At 68.9% G+C, this 16,559-nt stretch carries 17 protein-coding genes; 6 read left to right on the top strand and 11 right to left on the bottom strand.

Features of this window, described 5'->3' with window-relative positions:
* From ACH4TV_RS13730 to ACH4TV_RS13710, 5 genes are read right to left on the bottom strand one after another with little or no spacing between them, the layout of a single operon-like run.
* A complete protein-coding gene (locus ACH4TV_RS13730; RefSeq protein ID WP_398397515.1) occupies positions 1-192 on the bottom strand; it encodes a ferredoxin in 192 nt (63 codons plus the stop codon).
* Between the two features lie 51 nt (positions 193-243).
* Complete coding sequence (locus ACH4TV_RS13725) at positions 244-1,614, bottom strand: ABC transporter substrate-binding protein (protein WP_398397514.1); 1,371 nt, start codon at positions 1,612-1,614, stop codon at positions 244-246.
* 56 nt (positions 1,615-1,670) lie between these two features.
* Complete coding sequence (locus ACH4TV_RS13720; protein WP_398397512.1) at positions 1,671-2,879, bottom strand: CaiB/BaiF CoA transferase family protein; 1,209 nt, start codon at positions 2,877-2,879, stop codon at positions 1,671-1,673.
* Complete coding sequence (locus ACH4TV_RS13715) at positions 2,876-4,312, bottom strand: aldehyde dehydrogenase family protein (protein ID WP_398397510.1); 1,437 nt, start codon at positions 4,310-4,312, stop codon at positions 2,876-2,878. The genes ACH4TV_RS13720 and ACH4TV_RS13715 overlap by 4 nt, the downstream gene beginning before the upstream one ends.
* Positions 4,313-4,346: 34 nt before the next feature.
* Positions 4,347-5,078, bottom strand: coding sequence for an SDR family oxidoreductase (locus ACH4TV_RS13710; protein ID WP_398397508.1), 732 nt, complete (start codon positions 5,076-5,078; stop codon positions 4,347-4,349).
* 310 nt (positions 5,079-5,388) lie between these two features.
* Here ACH4TV_RS13710 and ACH4TV_RS13705 point away from each other — a divergent pair, with 310 nt between their 5' ends.
* The 5 genes from ACH4TV_RS13705 to ACH4TV_RS13685 are packed head-to-tail and all read left to right on the top strand — an operon-like array spanning position 5,389 to position 9,469.
* Positions 5,389-6,099: an SDR family NAD(P)-dependent oxidoreductase gene (locus ACH4TV_RS13705; RefSeq protein ID WP_398397506.1), complete on the top strand. Its 711-nt coding sequence runs from the start codon at positions 5,389-5,391 to the stop codon at positions 6,097-6,099.
* Positions 6,096-6,629 (top strand): carboxymuconolactone decarboxylase family protein, encoded by a 534-nt coding sequence (locus tag ACH4TV_RS13700; protein ID WP_398397504.1) that lies wholly within the window; start codon positions 6,096-6,098, stop codon positions 6,627-6,629. The genes ACH4TV_RS13705 and ACH4TV_RS13700 overlap by 4 nt, the downstream gene beginning before the upstream one ends.
* A 34-nt stretch (positions 6,630-6,663) precedes the next feature.
* The gene (locus ACH4TV_RS13695) at positions 6,664-7,929 is read left to right on the top strand and encodes an aromatic ring-hydroxylating dioxygenase subunit alpha (protein ID WP_398397502.1); all 1,266 of its coding nucleotides are present in this window, start codon (positions 6,664-6,666) and stop codon (positions 7,927-7,929) included.
* A complete protein-coding gene (locus ACH4TV_RS13690; RefSeq protein WP_398397500.1) occupies positions 7,916-8,236 on the top strand; it encodes a hypothetical protein in 321 nt (106 codons plus the stop codon). Before ACH4TV_RS13695 ends, ACH4TV_RS13690 begins: the two co-directional genes overlap by 14 nt.
* A 6-nt stretch (positions 8,237-8,242) precedes the next feature.
* Positions 8,243-9,469: an amidohydrolase family protein gene (locus tag ACH4TV_RS13685; protein WP_398397498.1), complete on the top strand. Its 1,227-nt coding sequence runs from the start codon at positions 8,243-8,245 to the stop codon at positions 9,467-9,469.
* Positions 9,470-9,565: 96 nt separating this feature from the next.
* On the opposite strand, the gene ACH4TV_RS13680 is transcribed toward ACH4TV_RS13685, so the two are convergent.
* From ACH4TV_RS13680 to ACH4TV_RS13655, 6 genes are read right to left on the bottom strand one after another with little or no spacing between them, the layout of a single operon-like run.
* Positions 9,566-10,357 (bottom strand): enoyl-CoA hydratase, encoded by a 792-nt coding sequence (locus tag ACH4TV_RS13680; RefSeq protein WP_398397496.1) that lies wholly within the window; start codon positions 10,355-10,357, stop codon positions 9,566-9,568.
* Positions 10,358-10,384: 27 nt separating this feature from the next.
* Complete coding sequence (locus ACH4TV_RS13675) at positions 10,385-11,533, bottom strand: acyl-CoA dehydrogenase family protein (protein ID WP_398397494.1); 1,149 nt, start codon at positions 11,531-11,533, stop codon at positions 10,385-10,387.
* Positions 11,530-12,381 (bottom strand): acyl-CoA dehydrogenase family protein, encoded by an 852-nt coding sequence (locus ACH4TV_RS13670; protein ID WP_398397492.1) that lies wholly within the window; start codon positions 12,379-12,381, stop codon positions 11,530-11,532. Before ACH4TV_RS13670 ends, ACH4TV_RS13675 begins: the two co-directional genes overlap by 4 nt.
* Entirely contained in the window at positions 12,371-13,312 is a 942-nt protein-coding gene (locus tag ACH4TV_RS13665) for an NADPH:quinone oxidoreductase family protein (RefSeq protein ID WP_398397490.1), read from the bottom strand. The genes ACH4TV_RS13670 and ACH4TV_RS13665 overlap by 11 nt, the downstream gene beginning before the upstream one ends.
* The gene (locus ACH4TV_RS13660) at positions 13,309-14,325 is read right to left on the bottom strand and encodes a phosphotransferase family protein (RefSeq protein WP_398397488.1); all 1,017 of its coding nucleotides are present in this window, start codon (positions 14,323-14,325) and stop codon (positions 13,309-13,311) included. The genes ACH4TV_RS13665 and ACH4TV_RS13660 overlap by 4 nt, the downstream gene beginning before the upstream one ends.
* A complete protein-coding gene (locus ACH4TV_RS13655) occupies positions 14,322-15,599 on the bottom strand; it encodes an acyl-CoA dehydrogenase family protein (protein WP_398397487.1) in 1,278 nt (425 codons plus the stop codon). Before ACH4TV_RS13655 ends, ACH4TV_RS13660 begins: the two co-directional genes overlap by 4 nt.
* A 190-nt stretch (positions 15,600-15,789) precedes the next feature.
* Here ACH4TV_RS13655 and ACH4TV_RS13650 point away from each other — a divergent pair, with 190 nt between their 5' ends.
* Positions 15,790-16,440: a TetR/AcrR family transcriptional regulator gene (locus ACH4TV_RS13650; protein WP_398397485.1), complete on the top strand. Its 651-nt coding sequence runs from the start codon at positions 15,790-15,792 to the stop codon at positions 16,438-16,440.
* The last annotated feature ends 119 nt before the right edge of the window (positions 16,441-16,559 follow it).

The raw sequence follows: 16,559 nt of genomic DNA, 5'->3' as shown, positions 1-16,559 counted from the left end.
TCAGGAAACGAAGATCGCGCGTTCCGGACAGGACCTGACGGCCTCGACGACCTGGTCCTGCTGGTCGTCCGGAACCTCCTCGTTGATCGCCGACGAGTGCCCGTCGATCTCGCTGAGCTCGAACACCTTCGGTGCTTGCATGGCGCAGAGCGTGTGCCCCTGGCAGCGCTCCGGGTCGACCCGTACCTTCACGGCCTGTTTCCTTCCTGCCGCTGCTTTCCGGCAACTTCCCGTGGCTTTCCGCTACTTGAGATCCGCCATGGACTTGCCGACGTCGGCGAGCGTCATCGGCTCGCCATAGGACTTCTTGTACTTGTACGCCGGTGTGTCGCACCGGTAGGAGCCCTGATCCGGCTGGAAATCGGCGACGGTCCAGCCCTTCTCGGTCGCCTTGACCACGTTGAAGCACTTGGGCGGGTTGGTGACGTTCGTCAGGTCCATCGGGGCCTGGAGTCCGCCCGCCGTCCACGCGGACTGCTTCGTCGCGTTCTCGTACAGGCACGTGCGGGTCAGCTCGTCGCACTCGCCGGCCGCGGTGGCGAACAGCAGCCAGGCGGTGAAGGAGCGCAGCGTGGGCAGGGTGACCTCGGCGTCGGGCGCGTACTGGGCGAACAGGTCCTCGACCTGCTTGGTCGCCGGGTTGGTGGAGGCCTGCTCCAGCGGGGTGACGCCGCTGAGGTCGGCGTAGTTGTTCTGCGTGGCGAGCGCGGCGCCGGTCAGCTGGAGGAAGGCGGGGCCGTAGGCGTTGTTGTTGGTGTCGATCCAGTCGAGCTGGTAACCGGTGTTGGCGAGCGCCTGTTCCAGCTTGGCGAGCTGGCTGAACTGCCCGTTGAAGATGAGGCCCTTGATCTTCTTGCTCTTGATGGTCTGCGCGTACGGCGTCCAGTCGGAGACTCCGGCCGCCGGGTAGACGTCCGTGTAGGCGACCTTGCCACCGATGGCCGGGATCAGTTCCTTGGCCTGCTCGGCGAGGACCTTGGTGAGCGGAACGTCGCCGGAGATGATGCCGACGTGGTCGGCGGAGTCCGGGTGGGCCTCCTTGATCAGCCACGTGTAGTAGCCGCCGTAGGCCGCGTAGCCGACTCCGGCGCCCTGGGCCACCACCTGGAGGTCCGCCCCGAGAGCGGTCACGGTGCTGGACTGCGCGGGGAAGTCGGGCAGCAGACAGCTCAGCCGTTCCTTGACGCCGGTGCCGTCGAAGGCGGCGCCGCCGCCGACGAGGGCGAAGTCGTCCCGGCAGGCCTCGATCATCCGCTGCTGGACCTCCATGAGCTTGGAGTCGCGGGTGACGGAGACGATCTTGCGGCCGTTGATGCCGCCGGCGGCGTTGCACCAGGAGGTGAACACCTTGGCCGCGTTCACGAACTCCGGGTTCTTGGTGAATCCGACGTCGCTGAACACACCGACCTTGATCTCGCTGTCGGTGACTCCCTGCTGCGTCACGGACTTGGGGCTGCCGGAGTGGCAGACGTTCTTGAGGGTTCCGAAGTCCGCGTTCGCAGCGGCACCGGACGCGGCTGCGGAGGGCCCACCGGCACTGGCTGCGGGGGTGGAGCGGTCGGAACACCCGGCGAGGGCGAGGACGAGCGCGGTCGCGATGAGCAGACGTCTCATCGGTCCTCCTGATGGAGTTGTGTGCTGGAACTGCGGTGATCACCCAGGTGCGGTGATCAGGTGACCGCGCCCGCCTCTTTCAGTTCGAGGATGCGGGACCAGTCCAGGCCCAGTTCGAGAAGGATCTCCTCGGTCTGGGCGGCGAACTCGGGCGCGGGCCCGAGTGGTACGGGTGCGGTGACGTCGAACTGCACGGGGCTGGCGGCTAGTTCGAGCTCGCCGGCCGTGACCAGGTACTCGTTGGCCCGGACCTGTGCGTCCTGGCCGACCTGGAGGGTGTTCTGTACGGGGGCCCAGGGTCCGGCGAGGGTGGCGAAGCGTTCCGTCCACTCGGCGAGCGTGCGGCCCGCGAGCACCTCGCGCAGGATCTTGACGGCCTGTTCGGTGTTGGCGGCGATGAGTTCGGCGGTGGCGAAGCGGGGATCGTCGGCGAGTTCGGGGCGGTCGATGTGGTGGCACACGTCGGCCCAGAACTTGCCGGGCTGCATCATGACGAAGGTCAGGTAGTGGCCGTCGGCGGTGATGTACAGCCCGGACAGGGGGTTGGCCGGTGAGCCGTGGGCGCCGGCCGGTGGCGCCGCCCAGGGCCGGCCCAGGTGGAGGGAGAGCGCGGTGGCGTGGCCCATGGCCCAGACGCCGCTGCCGAGCAGGGAGACGTCGACGACCGAGGGTTCGCCGGTGCGTTCGCGTCGCAGCAGCGCCGCCGCGATTCCGCCGGCGAGGTTCGTCCCGGAGATGGTGTCCCCGTAGGCGGGTGCGGGCGGGCTGATCATGCCTTCGGTGCCGGCCGGGGTGATGCTGGCGGCGGTGCCGGCCCGGCACCAGAAGGCGGTCATGTCGTAGCCGCCCTTGACCGCCTCGGGGCCGCGTGGTCCCAGGGCGCTGCCCCGGGCGTAGACGATGTCCGGGTTGACGGCGCGGATGTCGTCCACGTCGATGCCGAACCGTTCGCGGTGCCCGGGCAGGAAGCTGGTCAGGAACACGTCCGCGCGCCGGACCAGGTCGTACAGCACCTCGCGGCCCTCGGGCTTGGAGATGTCGAGGCCCAGGCTGCGCTTGCCCCGGTTGGCGTGCTCGACGTTGGGGTTCGGGTCGCCCTCGACGACGAACGTGCCGGTCTGCCGCAGGCCGCGCTGCGGGTCGCCGTTCACGGCGTGTTCGACCTTGATGACGTCGGCGCCCCAGTCGGCGAGGACGGCGCCCGCCGAGGGGACGAAGCCGTACATGGCGACTTCGAGGACGCGGATTCCCTCCAGCGGCCTCATCGGACAACCGCCGCGAAGGACTTGTACTCCAGGAACTCCTCTAGTCCGGGAACCCCGCTCTCGCGGCCGATACCGGACTGCTTGTAGCCGCCGAACGGGACGTCCGCGGCGAAGTAGTTGCCGCCGTTGATGCTGAACGTGCCGGTGCGGATGCGGCGCGCCAGCGCGATGGCCCGCTCCTCGTCCGCGCTCTGGATCCCGCCGGACAGACCGAACACCGAGTTGTTGGCGATGCGGACGGCGTCGTCATCGTCGTCGTAGGGGATGACCGCGAGCACGGGTCCGAAGACCTCGTCCTGGGCGATCTCGCTGTCCTGGTCGACGTCGGTGAGCAGGGTGGGCGTGAAGTAGAAGCCGGGGTCGACCAACGCGCCGCCGGTGACCAGTTTCGCGCCCGCCGCGACGGCCCGCTGGACCATGCCGTCGACCTTGTCGCGCTGCTTGGCGCTGATGAGCGGGCCGGCGAAGGTCTTGGGGTCGGCGGGGTCGCCCATGCGCATCCGGGCAAGGCCGGCGGCGACCTTCTCGACGATCTCGTCGTGGTGTGCCCGGGGCACGAGGAGCCGGGTGGTGAGCGCGCAGCCCTGTCCCGAGTGGGAGCAGATGGTGCCGGCCGCGAACATGGCGGCGGTGGCGAAGTCGGCGTCGTCGAGGATGATCATGGCGGACTTGCCGCCGAGTTCCAGGAAGACCTTCTTCACCGTGCGGCTCGCGACCTCCATGATCTTCCGGCCGGTGGCGGTGGACCCCGTGAAGGAGATCATGTCGACGTCGGCGTGGGTGGTGAGCACCTCGCCGACCTCGACCGCGGAGGACGTCAGGACATTGACCACGCCGGGCGGGATGTCCGTGTGCTCGGCGATCAGTTCGCCGAGGAACAGGGTGGTCAGGGGGGTGTCCGGGGCGCCCTTGAGGACGACCGTGCAGCCGGCGGCGAGCGCGGGGGCGAGCTTGGCGAGGGCCAGCTGGTTGGGGTAGTTGTACGCGATGATCGCGGAGACCACCCCGACGGCTTCCTTCTCCACCCAGCGGCGGTGGCGCTGCCCCCGGCTCTCGACCTCGCCGAGATCCTCGGTCAGGGGGTACTTGCGCAGCAGGTCGGCGTAGTAGCGGACCAGCTTGACGGGGTCCTCGAGCTGGGGGCCGTAGGTGAGCATGCGGGGCGCGCCGACCTCGGCGATCGTCAGCTCGCGCAGCTCTTCCAGGTGGTCGGTCAGCGCCTGGTGCAGCTGGTCGAGACACCGGATGCGGAACTGGACGTCGGTCGACCAGCTCGTGGTGTCGAAGGCGCGTCGCGCGGCGGCCACGGCGGCCTCGGCCTGGGCGACCGTGGCGTCGGGGGCCTGGTCGAGGACCTCGCCGGTGGCGGGGTCGAGCGAGGGGAAGGTCTTCTCGGTTCCGACGAGTTGACCGTCGATGAGCAGCTGCTTCACCGCGAAACCCCCTGTACGTCGCTGACTTGCCGCCTCACAGCCGGACCCCCTGGCCGCCGTCGACGGCGATGACCTGGCCGGTCAGCCAGCCCGCTGCGTCGGAGAGCAGGAACAGCACGGTGGGTGTCAGATCGCCCGGCTGTCCCATCCGCCCGAGCGCCAGCCGCTGCGCCATCGCGTCCCGGTGCTCCTTCGGCACGATGGTGCCGGTGGCCTCGGTGTCCGTCGGCCCGGGGGCGATGCCGTTGACCCGGATGTTGCGGCCGCCGAGTTCGGCGGCGAGCGAGGCGGTGAGGTGGTTGATGCCGGCCTTGGCGAGCCCGTAGTACCCGGAGACCATGTAGGCGGCGGTGGACGACTGGTTGACGATCGCGCCGCCCTCGGTCATGTGCGGGACGACCGCCCTGGTGCAGTACACCGCGCCCATCAGGTTCACCTGGAGGAAGCGGTTGAGGTAGCCCAGGTCGACGGTGGTGATGCCCTCGCGCTTCATGCTGTGGTAGATCGCGGCGTTGTTGACCAGGTAGTCGATCCGGCCGAACTCCGCGACCGCGGCGGCGGCCATCGCCTCGGCCGACTCCGGGTCCCCGACATCGACCTTGACGAAGATCGCCCCGTCGATGTCCTTGGCGACCCGCTTCCCCTGGTCCTCGTTGATCTCGGCCACGACGACGCGGGCCCCCTCGGCGGCCAGCGCCCGGGCGTAGTCCTCACCGATTCCCTGCCCCGCACCGGTGACGATCGCCACCTTGTCCTGGAACCGCATCCTGTCTCCTTGCTGGATGGACGGCTTGCCCCAACGTGGCGGAAACTACATTCTCACTTTCAGCAAATCAACCATCCGAACACGAGAATGTGCAGCATCACAGTGACTTGCAGGCGAGCGGCGAACCCCCTGCGGGCGACCTCAAGCCCCTAGCCACTGACACGAGATCCGCACGACACTTCCCGGTGGCCAGCGGTGAGAATATCATTCTCATTCACGGAAGGGATATTTTCATGATCGACACGAGGGCGTCGAGTCCGGCCGCGGTTCACGACCGGCAGACCAGCGACCGCACAACGTGGGAGACCGCATGAAGACCGCAGTTGTCACCGGAGGCAGCTCCGGAATCGGACTGGCCGTCGCCGAGCGGCTGAAGGCCGACGGCTATCACGTCGCGACCCTCGACCTGAACCCCTCCGGCTCGGCACCGGTGCTCTCCCAGATCGCCGATGTCACCGACCGGGCCCAGGTGGACGAGGCGCTGGCCGCCGTCCGGGAACGGCTCGGGCCGGTCACCGTCCTGGTCAACGCGGCCGGGGCGGCCGGCTACAAGCGCTTCCAGGATCTGACGTTCGCCGCCTGGCAGCGGGTCGTCGACGTCAACCTCAACAGCGTCTTCCACTGCGTCCAGGCGGTACTGCCCGACATGCTGGAAGCCGGCTGGGGGCGCATCGTCAACATCTCCTCCTCCAGCGCCCAGTCCGGGCAGCAGTTCATGACGCACTACGTCGCGGCCAAGTCGGCGGTCAACGGCCTGACCAAGTCGCTCGCACTCGAACTGGGCCCGGCCGGCATCACCGTCAACGCGGTGCCGCCCGGCTTCATCGACACACCCATGCTGCGCAAGGCGGAGTCGCGCGAACTGCTCGGCGGGACCGTCGAGGAACACATCCAGCGCACTCCCGTACGGCGGGTGGGCCGCCCCGAGGACATCGCCGCGGCCTGCGCGTTTCTCATCTCCGAGGAGGCCGGGTACATCACCGGGCAGATCCTCGGAGTGAACGGCGGGCGCAACACGTGAACCGCACGCACCGCATCACCCCCCTCCCCCACGCCGAGTACCTGAAGGCCCTGGGCTCCTCGGCCCCCGACCCGCGGAAACCGCCCTCGAACGCACTCGGGCTGCTCGCCCGGCATCCCCGACTGGCCAAGGCGTTCCTCGCGTTCAACACGTACCTGCTCGTCGAATCGACGCTGCCGAAACGCACCCGCGAACTGGCCGTCCTGCGGGTGGCGTGGCGTCGGCGGTGCCGGTACGAGTGGGCGCAGCACGTCCTGATCGCCCGGCGGGCCGGAGTCACCGACGAGGAGATCGACCTCGTCCGGACCGGCGCCCCCACACTCCTCAACCGGGCCGTGGACGAACTGGAGGCGGACTCGCGCCTGTCCGACGCGACCTACCAGGAGCTCGGCGCGGACCTGGACGACCACCAGCTCATGGACCTGGTGTTCACGGTCGGCACGTACGGCCTGCTGGCCACAGCCCTCAACACCTTCGAGGTGGAGCCGGATCCAGGAATCCCGGAAGAGAACTTCAATAGCCAGTCTTGAGAATGCTATTCTCATTTTGGAGAAGGGAGTGATCATGCCACACTTCGCCAAGCCGGCGGCAGGAAGCTGGACCGAGCAGTACCCCGAGTTGGGCACGAGTCCGGTGAACTACGAGGACTCGATCGACCCCGCGTACTACGAGGCCGAGCGGGAAGCCGTCTTCAAGCGGACCTGGCTGAACGTCGGGCGCGTGGAGCAGGTGCCGAGGACCGGCAGCTACTTCACGAAGGAGCTCGCGGTCGCGGACACCTCGCTGATCATCGTGCGGGGCAAGGACAAGGAGATCCGCGCCTTCCACAACCTCTGCCGGCACCGCGGCAACAAGCTGGTGTGGAACGACTTCCCGGGCGAGGAGGTCAAGGGCAACTGCCGTCAGTTCACCTGCAAGTACCACGCCTGGCGCTACAGCCTCGACGGCGATCTGACCTTCGTCCAGCAGGAGCAGGAGTTCTTCGACCTGGACAAGTCCGACTACGGCCTCAAGCAGGTCCGCTGCGAGGTCTGGGAAGGCTTCGTCTTCGTCAACCTCGACCCGAACGCCCTGCCGCTGCGGGAGTACCTCGGCGACCTGGCCAAGGGCCTGGAGGGCTACCCCTTCCACGAGATGACCGAGGTCTTCACGTACAAGGCCGAGATCGGCAGCAACTGGAAGCTGTTCATCGACGCGTTCGCGGAGTTCTACCACGCCCCCGTCCTGCACATGAAGCAGGCCGTCAAGGACGAGGCCGACAAGCTCTTCAACGTCGGGTACGAGGCGCTGCACTACGAGATCCACAGCCCCCACTCGATGATCTCGTCCTGGGGAGGCATGTCTCCGCCCAAGGACCTGAGCATCGTCAAGCCCATCGAACGCGTCCTGCGCAGCGGCCTGTTCGGCCCGTGGGAGGCGCCCGACATCGAGGGGCTCGACCCTCTTCCCCCCGGTCTCAACCCGGGCGGGCACCGGGCGTGGGGGAACGATTCCTTCGAGTTCTTCCCCAACATGACGCTACTGATCTGGAAGCCCGGCTGGTACCTGACGTACCACTACTGGCCGACGGCCGTGGACAAGCACATCTTCGAGGCCAACCTGTACTTCGTGCCCGCCAAGACGGCTCGGGAGCGGCTGAAGCAGGAACTCGCGGCGGTGACGTTCAAGGAGTACGCCCTCCAGGACGGCAACACCCTGGAGGCCACCCAGACCATGCTCAAGAGCCGGGTCGTGACCGAGTTCCCGCTCTGCGACCAGGAGTTGCTGCTCCGCCATCTGCACAAGACGGTCGCCGACCACGTCAAGGAGCACACCGATGCTGCCCAGTGAGTTCGCGACGCTCGAACCGTTCAGCGCATGGGTCCTGGAGACCGAACGGGAGCGCTACAGCAAGCGGCTGGCCAGCTCCATGGAGGAGATGCAGGCCTTCTACGACGTGGCCTTCCCGTTCCTGGAGCGGGCCTCCGACCACCTCGACGCGTTCCCCCTCGACGAACTGCCCGAGCCGGAGCGCAATCTGCTCCTGCTGATGTTCGCCCTGGTGAACGTCTCGTTCCCGGTCGAGGTCTGGAAGCAGGCCCGGGTACCGGACAGCGGGGCCGCCTACATGGACCTCGTCGTCGAACCCAAGGTCTGACCGGTCGTGGTCATACTCAAGGCGGCGCGTGTACTGCACGTCGAGACCGGGGAGTTCGAGGAACCGGGCCTCGTCCATGTCGACGGGGACCGCATCGCGCGGGTCGGCGCCGGGAACGGCGTACCGGACGGTGACGTACTGGATCTGGGAGACGTCACCCTGCTGCCCGGCCTGATGGACATGGAGGTCAACCTCCTCATGGGCGGCCGGGGCGAGACCCCGGTCCTGTCGATGGTCCAGGACGACCCGCCGCTGCGCATGCTGCGGGCCGTGGGCAACGCCCGGCGCACCCTGCGGTCGGGCTTCACCACGGTCAGGAACCTCGGGCTGTTCGTGAAGACCGGCGGCTATCTGCTGGACGTCGCCCTCGCCAAGGCCGTCGACGCGGGCTGGATCGAGGGGCCCCGGATCGTCCCCGCGGGGCACGCCATCACGCCGACCGGCGGTCATCTGGACCCGAGCGTGTTCGGCGCGCTGGCCCCCGGCATCATGCCGCTCTCCGTGGAAGAGGGCGTCGCCAACGGGGTCGACGAGGTGCGCCGGGCCGTGCGGTACCAGATCAAGCACGGGGCGCGGCTCATCAAGGTCTGCGCTTCCGGGGGTGTCATGTCCCACACGGGCACCCCCGGCGCGCAGCACTACTCCGACGCGGAGTTGCGGGCGATCGTCGACGAGGCCCACCGGCGCGGGCTGAAGGTGGCCGCGCACACGCACGGGGCCGACGCGGTGCGGGCGGCGGTGGAGGCGGGCATCGACTGTATCGAGCACGGCTTCCTGCTGGACGACGAGACCATCGAGCTGATGGCGGCGCGCGGCACCTTCCTCGTCCCGACGACCGCGCTGATCGACGGCATGGACGTGTCCCGGGCCGCGCCCGAACTGCGCGCCAAGGCCGCCGAGGTGTTCCCGCACGCCCGTTCCGTCGTCGCCAGGGCCGCAAAGGCGGGCGTCCGTATCGCGGTGGGCACGGACGCGCCGGCGATCCCGCACGGGCGGGGCGCGCAGGAGATGGTTGCCCTCGTCGAGCGGGGCATGGAGCCGCTGGAGGTGCTACGTGCGGCGACCGTCAACGCGGCCGAGCTGATCGACGCGGACGACCGCGGGCGCGTCACGAAGGGCCTGCTCGCAGACCTGATCGCCGTACCGGGCAACCCCCTTGAGGACATGTCGGTGCTGGCCGACGTGCGGTTCGTGATGAAGGGGGGCAAGGTCTTCCGCAACGAGCCGCAGTGACCCGACACCAGCCAGACCCGACTCCAGCCATGCGAAAGGGCCGTTCAGCGGGGTATCGCCCACCCCCGCCGAGCGGCCCGCTCGCGTTTCACGACCTCATTGGCTCTTGATGTGCTCCTTCATGCCCTCCAGCCGGGTCAGCACCGGATACCCGCTCACGCTCAGCGCGTTCCCGTGTCCCGTCTCGTGGATGTCGAACACCGACTGGACGGCCGCGTAGAAGCCCTGCACGTCGAGGGTCTGGTTGACGGCCCGCTTGGCCTGGCGGAGCCCGAAGGGCGGCATCTGGGCGATGCGGTCGGCCAGATCCATCGTGGCCGCGTCGAGTTCGTCGAGCGGGACGACCTGGTTGACCATGCCGGCCTTCTCCGCCTCGGCCGCCGTGACGGCCCGCCCGGTGAAGAGGATCTCCTTGGCCTTGCGGGCGCCCAACTCCCAGGTGTGGCCGTGGTATTCGACGCCCCCAATGCCCATATGTACGACGGGGTCGGAGAACTCGGCGTTCTCGGCGGCCACGATGAGATCGCAGGGCCAGCAGAGCATGAGCCCGCCCGCGATGCACTTGCCCTGCACCGCGGCGATCGACGGTTTGGGGATGTTGCGCCAGCGCAGGGTGTAGTCCAGATACCGGCGCGTCTCCGCGTTGTAGATCCACTCCAGGGTGATCTCCTTCGGGCCCGGCCAGCGGTCCTTCAGGTCGTGCCCGGCGGAGAAGTGCTTCCCGTTGCCGCGCAGCACGATGACGCGTACGTCCTCGTCGGCCGCCGCCCGGCTCCACGCGGCGTCCAGGTCGTCGAGGAGCGACATCGTCTGGGCGTTGGCGACCTCGGGCCGGTTGAGCGTGATGACCGCGACCCGGTCCTTGACCTCGTACAGAATCTGGTCCATGCGCGTGCTCCTTGTCGGTCCCGGCGGCTATCTGGGCAGGCCGAGGATGCGCTCGGCGATGATGTTGCGCTGGATCTCGGAGGTGCCGCCGGCGATGGTCCCGCCGAAGCTGCGCGCATACCGTTCGAACCAGCTGGAGGAGAACACCTCCATGTTCATGTGGCAGTGCGGGGCCGTCGAGGCGGGGTGCCGCAGCGCCTCGGTGCCGTGCGCCTCCAGGGCACGCAGGCTGGCGTTCTGCACGGCTTCCGAGCCGAACAGCTTGAGCACGGACACCTCGGCCGGGTTCCGGTCGGCGCCGAGCTGGCGGTAGCCCAGCAGCTTCAGCGCCTGGAAGTCCATCAGCAGCGTGGCGTACCACTCCTCGTCGCTCGGCGCGTCCCTGATCAGGTCCTCAAGGCGTTCGGCGTAACTCAGCCACAGCAGGGTCCGTTCGTGCCCGAGCGAGCCGTTCGCCACCTTCCAGCCCTCGTTCAGCGGGCCGATCAGGTTCTCCCGGTCCACGCGGACGTCGCTGAAGAACACCTCGTTGAAGTCGAAGTCGTCCGGGTCCGCGATGGACCCGAAGGGCCGCCTGACCACGCCCTCCGTGTCGGTGGGGATGATCAGCACGCTGATCCCCTTGTGCTTGGGCGCCGACGGATCGGTCCGTACGAACGTCAGCAGCACATCCGCGTCGTGCGCCCCCGAGGTCCACACCTTCTGCCCGTTGACGACGAAGTGGTCGCCCTCCAGGACCGCACGGGTCCGCAGCCCGGCGAGGTCGGACCCGGCCCCCGGCTCACTCATGCCGAGGGCGGCGGTCAGCTCCGCGCGCAGGATGGGCGCGGCCCACCGACGCTTCTGCTCCTCGGTGCCGAAGCTCAGGATGGAGGCGGCGATGATGCCGACGCCCTGCGGGTTGAAGCTGTGGTAGATCCGGCGCCTGGACATCTCCTCGGCGTGGGCGAGCAGTTGGGGCAGGGTGGCGTTACGCCCGCCGTACTCGGGCGGGTTTCCGGGCACCAGCCAGCCCGCGTCGAACAGTTTCCGCTGCCACTTCCGCGCCCAGGGAGGCACGTCCGCGCTCGACTTCGCCCGGGGCACGGCCTCCTCGGCGGTGGGCAGGTTCGCGTCGAGGAAGGCGGCGAACTCGGCCCGGAACTCCTCGATCTCGGGGTCGGCGGCGAGTCTCATACCAGCAACGCCCTCCTGTGCACGGCCGCCGTCCCCAGCAGCAGGTCACCGGCCTTGGCCCGTTTGAGGTGGATCTGGAGTTCGTTCTCCCAGGTGTAGCCCATCGCGCCGAACAGCTGGAACCCGCCCTGGAAGCACAGCCGTTGACACTCCCCCGCCGCCGCCTTGGCCATCGCGGCGGCCCTCGTCCGTTCCGGGTCGTCCTCGGCGATGGTGAGGGCGGAGTAGAGGGCGAGCGCCCGCGCCCGTTCGATGGCCACATACATGTCGGCGGCCTTGTGCTTGACCGCCTGGAACGACCCGATGGGTACCCCGAACTGCTGCCGCTGCTTCACATGCGCGACCACCAGATCGAGGATGCGCCGACAGCTGCCGACAGTGGAGACGGCCAACCCCATCAACGCCAACTCCGGTACATCAGCGACCAGTTCGGGTGCGTCGACCCGGGCCACATGGATCGTCGGGTCGAATACGGCGACCCGCTCGGCGCGCACTTCACCGCCGTCCCGTACGACCACGCCGTCCGCGGTGACGAGCGCGATCTCGTCGGCCCGGTCGCCGTCGAGGACGAACTCCCCGACGCCGTCGAAGACCGCCGTCCCCGACCCGTTCGGCAGCCGACCGGCCACCGGTGCGAACCAGGTGGCCGTGGCCAGGAACGGAGTCGGATCGGCGGCGTACCCCAGCTCCTCCAGGATGATCGCCAGCTCCACCGGACCGGCCTCCAGCCAGCCCAACTCCAGGTAGGTGGACCAGAGTTGGTCCTCGGGCAGCGCCCGTGACTTGGCCACCGTCTCGCGGACCAGGCGTTGCAGCATGCGCTGGTCCTCGTCGAATTCAAACTCCACGGGCGACCTCCAGAAGGACCTTGCCGATGGCACCGCGGCCCAGCCGCAGCGCGGCCCCCACCTCGTCGAGCGGGTGGACGGCGTGGATACGGGGGTGAATGGCCCCCTCGGCGAACAGGCGGTGCAGTTCGGTGCGGGCGGCCGTCAGCTTCTGCCGGTCGTGCCGGGCCCAGCCGCCGAAGTCGAAGCCGTGGATCGTGACGCCCTTGAGCATCGCCAGGTTCAGCGGGATACCCGGAATCTCCCCGCTCGCGAACCCCACGCTGACGAACCGGCCGCCCCAGCGCATCCCGCGCAGCGCCTGTTCGGAGTGCGGCCCGCCGACCGGGTCGACGACGACATCGGCGCCGCCGGCCTCCTGGAGCGCGCGCTTCAGGTTCTCGTACGGCAGGACGGTGTGGGCGCCGAGCTTGGCGCAGGCGGCGCGTTTCTCCTCGCTGGAGGCGACGGCGATCACCTCCGCGCCCAGCAGCAGGGCGAGTTCGACGGCGGCGAGGCCGACCCCGCCGGCGGCGCCGAGCACCGCGACCCGCTCGCCCTCGCGCACGTCGGCGACGAGGCGCAGGGCGTTGAAGGCGGTGGCGTGGGAGACGCCGAAGGCCGCCGCGCGTGCCATGGGCACGGAGTCGGGGATGCGGTGGAGGCTGGTCGCGGGGACGGCGACACGTTCGGCGAAGGCGCCGACGAAGGCGGAGCCGAAGACCCGCTCACCCGTGCCGAAGCCGTGCCCGTCCCGGGCGACCACGCCCGCGAACTCGCTCCCGGGGGTGAAGGGCACCTCGGCCTTCACCTGGTAGGCGCCCTCGATCACCAGCACGTCGGCGAAGTTCACCGCCGCGAAGTGCACGTCGACCGGCACCTCGCCCTGCGGTTCGGGGATCTCCTCGACGACCACCGGGCCGCCGACGGTGTGACAGCGGGCGGCCCTCATAGCCGGGTCGTCGCGGCCAGTTCGGCGGCCTGGGCGGCCATCGTCAGGACCGTGTCGCCGTAGTAGGCCATCTTCGGGTTGCCGCCCTCGCCCTTGACGTGCCGGGCGTAGCCGCCTTCGAGGACGATGGCCATCTTGAAGCGGGCCAGCACCACGTAGTAGTCGATCTCGCTCACGTCCCGGCCGCTGACCTTGGCGTAGTGCTCCAGGAGGTCGGCCCGGTCGGGCATGCCCTCGTAGCTGACGTACCCCTTCTGCGTGCGGTCCTCGTCGGCGTCCGGCCAGCCCATGATCACCCAGGCGAGGTCGAGCAGTGGGTCGCCGACGGTGGCCATCTCGAAGTCGACGAGGGCGGCGAGGCGGGCGGGGGCACCGTGCTGGAACATCACGTTGGCGAACTGGTAGTCGCCGTGGATGATCCCCGGGGTCCAGTGGCTCGGCCGGTGCGTGCGCAGCCAGCCGGCAGCCGCATCCAGCCCAGGTATCTCGCGGAACGAGAACTTCGCCAAGTGGGCCTGCCAGCGGTCGACTTGACGGTCGTGGAAGCCGTCGGGGCGCCCGAATCCCTCCAGCCCCTGTGCCCGCCAGTCGACGTTGCCGAGCCGGGCGATGCCTTCCACCAGCTCGTAGGCGAGACCGGGGCGCAAGGCGAGGTCGTTCTTGAAGGGCTCGGGCCAGCCGCCCTCGACGTTCATCGGAGACCAGCCGTCGACATGGTCCATGAGGTAGAAGCAGGAGCCGATGACGTCGGTGTCCTCGCACACCGCGACGGCCTCCGGATGCGGAACGTCCGTGCCGTTCAGGGCGTTCAGCACCCGGAACTCGCGCAGCATGGTCTCGTTGCGGCCCGGCGGGACCTTCTCGGGCGGTTTGCGCAGGACCAACTGGCGGTCGCCGCGCCGGAGTTCGTAGATGTCGTTGGAGGTGCCCCCGGAGATGAGGGAGACCTCGACGGGTTCGCCGGGGGCGATGTCCTGGCCGTCCAGCCAGCGGGCGAGGGACTCGGTGTTCACATGTCCTCCAGCTGTTTGCGGGCCCACTCCCGGCGTGCGGGCAGATGCTGGGTGGGCCAGAGTCCGGGGGTGGCCTCGTAGCCGCGCAGGAGGTCGCGGGCCACGGTGATCTTGTGGACCTCCGTCGGTCCGTCGACGACGGCCATGACGGCCGCGCCGGTCCACATGTCGGCGAAGGGCATCTCGTTGGAGACGCCCAGGGCTCCGTGCAGATGCATCGATCGGTAGACGACGTCGTGCAGCACCTTCGGCGTCAGGAACTTGATCGCGGCGATGTCCTTGCGGACCCGCTTGTAGTCGTTGTACTGGTCGATCTGCCAGGCCGTGTAGAGGACGAACAGCCGGAACTGCGTCAACTGCGCGTAGGAGTCGGCGAGATCGGCCTGCACCAGCTGCTTGTCCGCCAGCCGGCTGCCCTGTGTCTCGCGGGACAGCGCCCGCTCGGCCATCATGTCCAGTGCCCGCTGGCACTGCCCCACGACCCGCATCGCATGATGGACGCGCCCGCCGCCCAGCCGGGTCTGCGCAATCGTGAACGCCTGCCCCTCCCCGCCGAGCAGCGCGTCGCCGGGGACGCGGACCCCGTCGTACGCGATCAGCGCGTGCATCCCGTCCTCGGGGCCCTCGCCGAGCAGCCCGACGTTCCGTTCCATCCGGATGCCCGGGGTGTCGCTCGGCACCAGGAACATCGACATGCCCTTGTACGGGCTGACGTCCGGGTCGGTCACCGCCATCACGATGACGAACGTCGAGGTGCGGGCGTTGGAGGAGAAGTACTTGCGGCCGGTGATGACCCAGTCGCCGCCGTCCCGCTCGGCCCGGGTGGTGAACATCGTCGGGTCGGCGCCGGCCTGCGGTTCGGTCATCGAGAAGCAGGAGAAGCACTCGCCTTCGAGCAGCGGCCGGAGATAGCGGGCCTTCTGCTCCTCGGTGCCGTAGCGGGCGATGATCTCGGCGTTGCCGGTGTCGGGGGCCGCCGTACCGAAGATGACGGGTGCCCAGCTCGACGTACCGAGGATCTCGTTGATGAGGGCCAGTTTGAGCTGTCCGAAGCCTCGGCCGCCCAGGTCGGGGCCGAGGTGCGGGGCCCACAGCCCCTGGTCGCGCACCTGCTGCTTCAGCGCCCGGACGACCGGGCCGGTCTCGTCGTCGAGGGGGTGGTAGGCCCGGTCGGGGTGGAGGAGGTCCAGTGGGTCCACGCGCTCGGCGCGGAACCTCCTGATCCACTCCAGCTTCTCCTCGAACTCGGGCTCGGTGGAAAAGTCCCATGCCATGTCAGACGACCCTCGTTTCGACAACTCGATGTCGCGCGGGCACTGCTAAGGACGTCCGCGACCGGTACGCCCGTGATGGAGGTGAGAATAACATTCTCATTCCAAGCAAGTAAGGGTCTCGAAAGTTGCGGTGCGTCATTCGGTAGGGAGCTTCGCCTGATTACCGCTGAAGTGCAGTATCGTTCTACAGGTGACCGCCATCCCCGAAGAGCCAGCCTGGCGCCAGCGCGCCGTCGAGCGTTCCACCCGTGCCGCCAAACAGCGCGCCGAGCAACGCGTTCAGCGCTTCCTCGACGCGGCACAGGAACTCATCGCGGAGAAGGGGACGACGGACTTCACCGTCCAGGAGGTCGTCGACCGTTCGAAGCAGTCGCTGCGCAGCTTCTACCAGCACTTCGACGGCAAGCACGAGCTGCTGCTCGCCCTGTTCGAGGACGCCCTGTCCAAGTCGGCGGCCGAGATCCGCGAGGCCACCTCGGGCACCGAGGAGGCGCTGCCCCGGCTGCGTGTCGCGGTGGAGATGCTGTTCGAGCAGTCACTGCCCAACCCCGGTGTCCAGCGCCCCCTGTTCAGCGACTTCGCACTGCAGCTGATGGTCAAGCACCCGGCCCAGGTGGCCACCGCGCACCTGCCCCTGCTGACCCTGTTCACCGAGCTGCTGGAGCAGGCCGCCGAGGCGGGCAGCATCCACGCGGACAAGCCCCGCCGGCTGGCCGCGCTGCTCATGCAGACCGTCATGTTCGCCGCTCACGCCAGCGTCGTCCCCCAGCACACCCACTCCCACCCGGTGACCGTCGACGAGGTGTGGCAGTTCTGCCTCGGCGGCATCTCGGGCGCGTGAGGCGCCCGGGGCACATCTCACCCACCTGACACTGATCGCCCGCGGTGGCGCGGACCGCGGTGTCGGCACCCCGGGGGCTCGGGGGGCCGGCGCGGCCGCCGCACCCCCGCGGCGGCGCC

The organism is Streptomyces sp. NPDC020898, from assembly GCF_044333925.1.
Taxonomy (GTDB): domain Bacteria; phylum Actinomycetota; class Actinomycetes; order Streptomycetales; family Streptomycetaceae; genus Streptomyces.
Note: the sequence above shows the minus strand (reverse complement) of the source record. Positions and strands in the feature narration are given on the sequence as shown.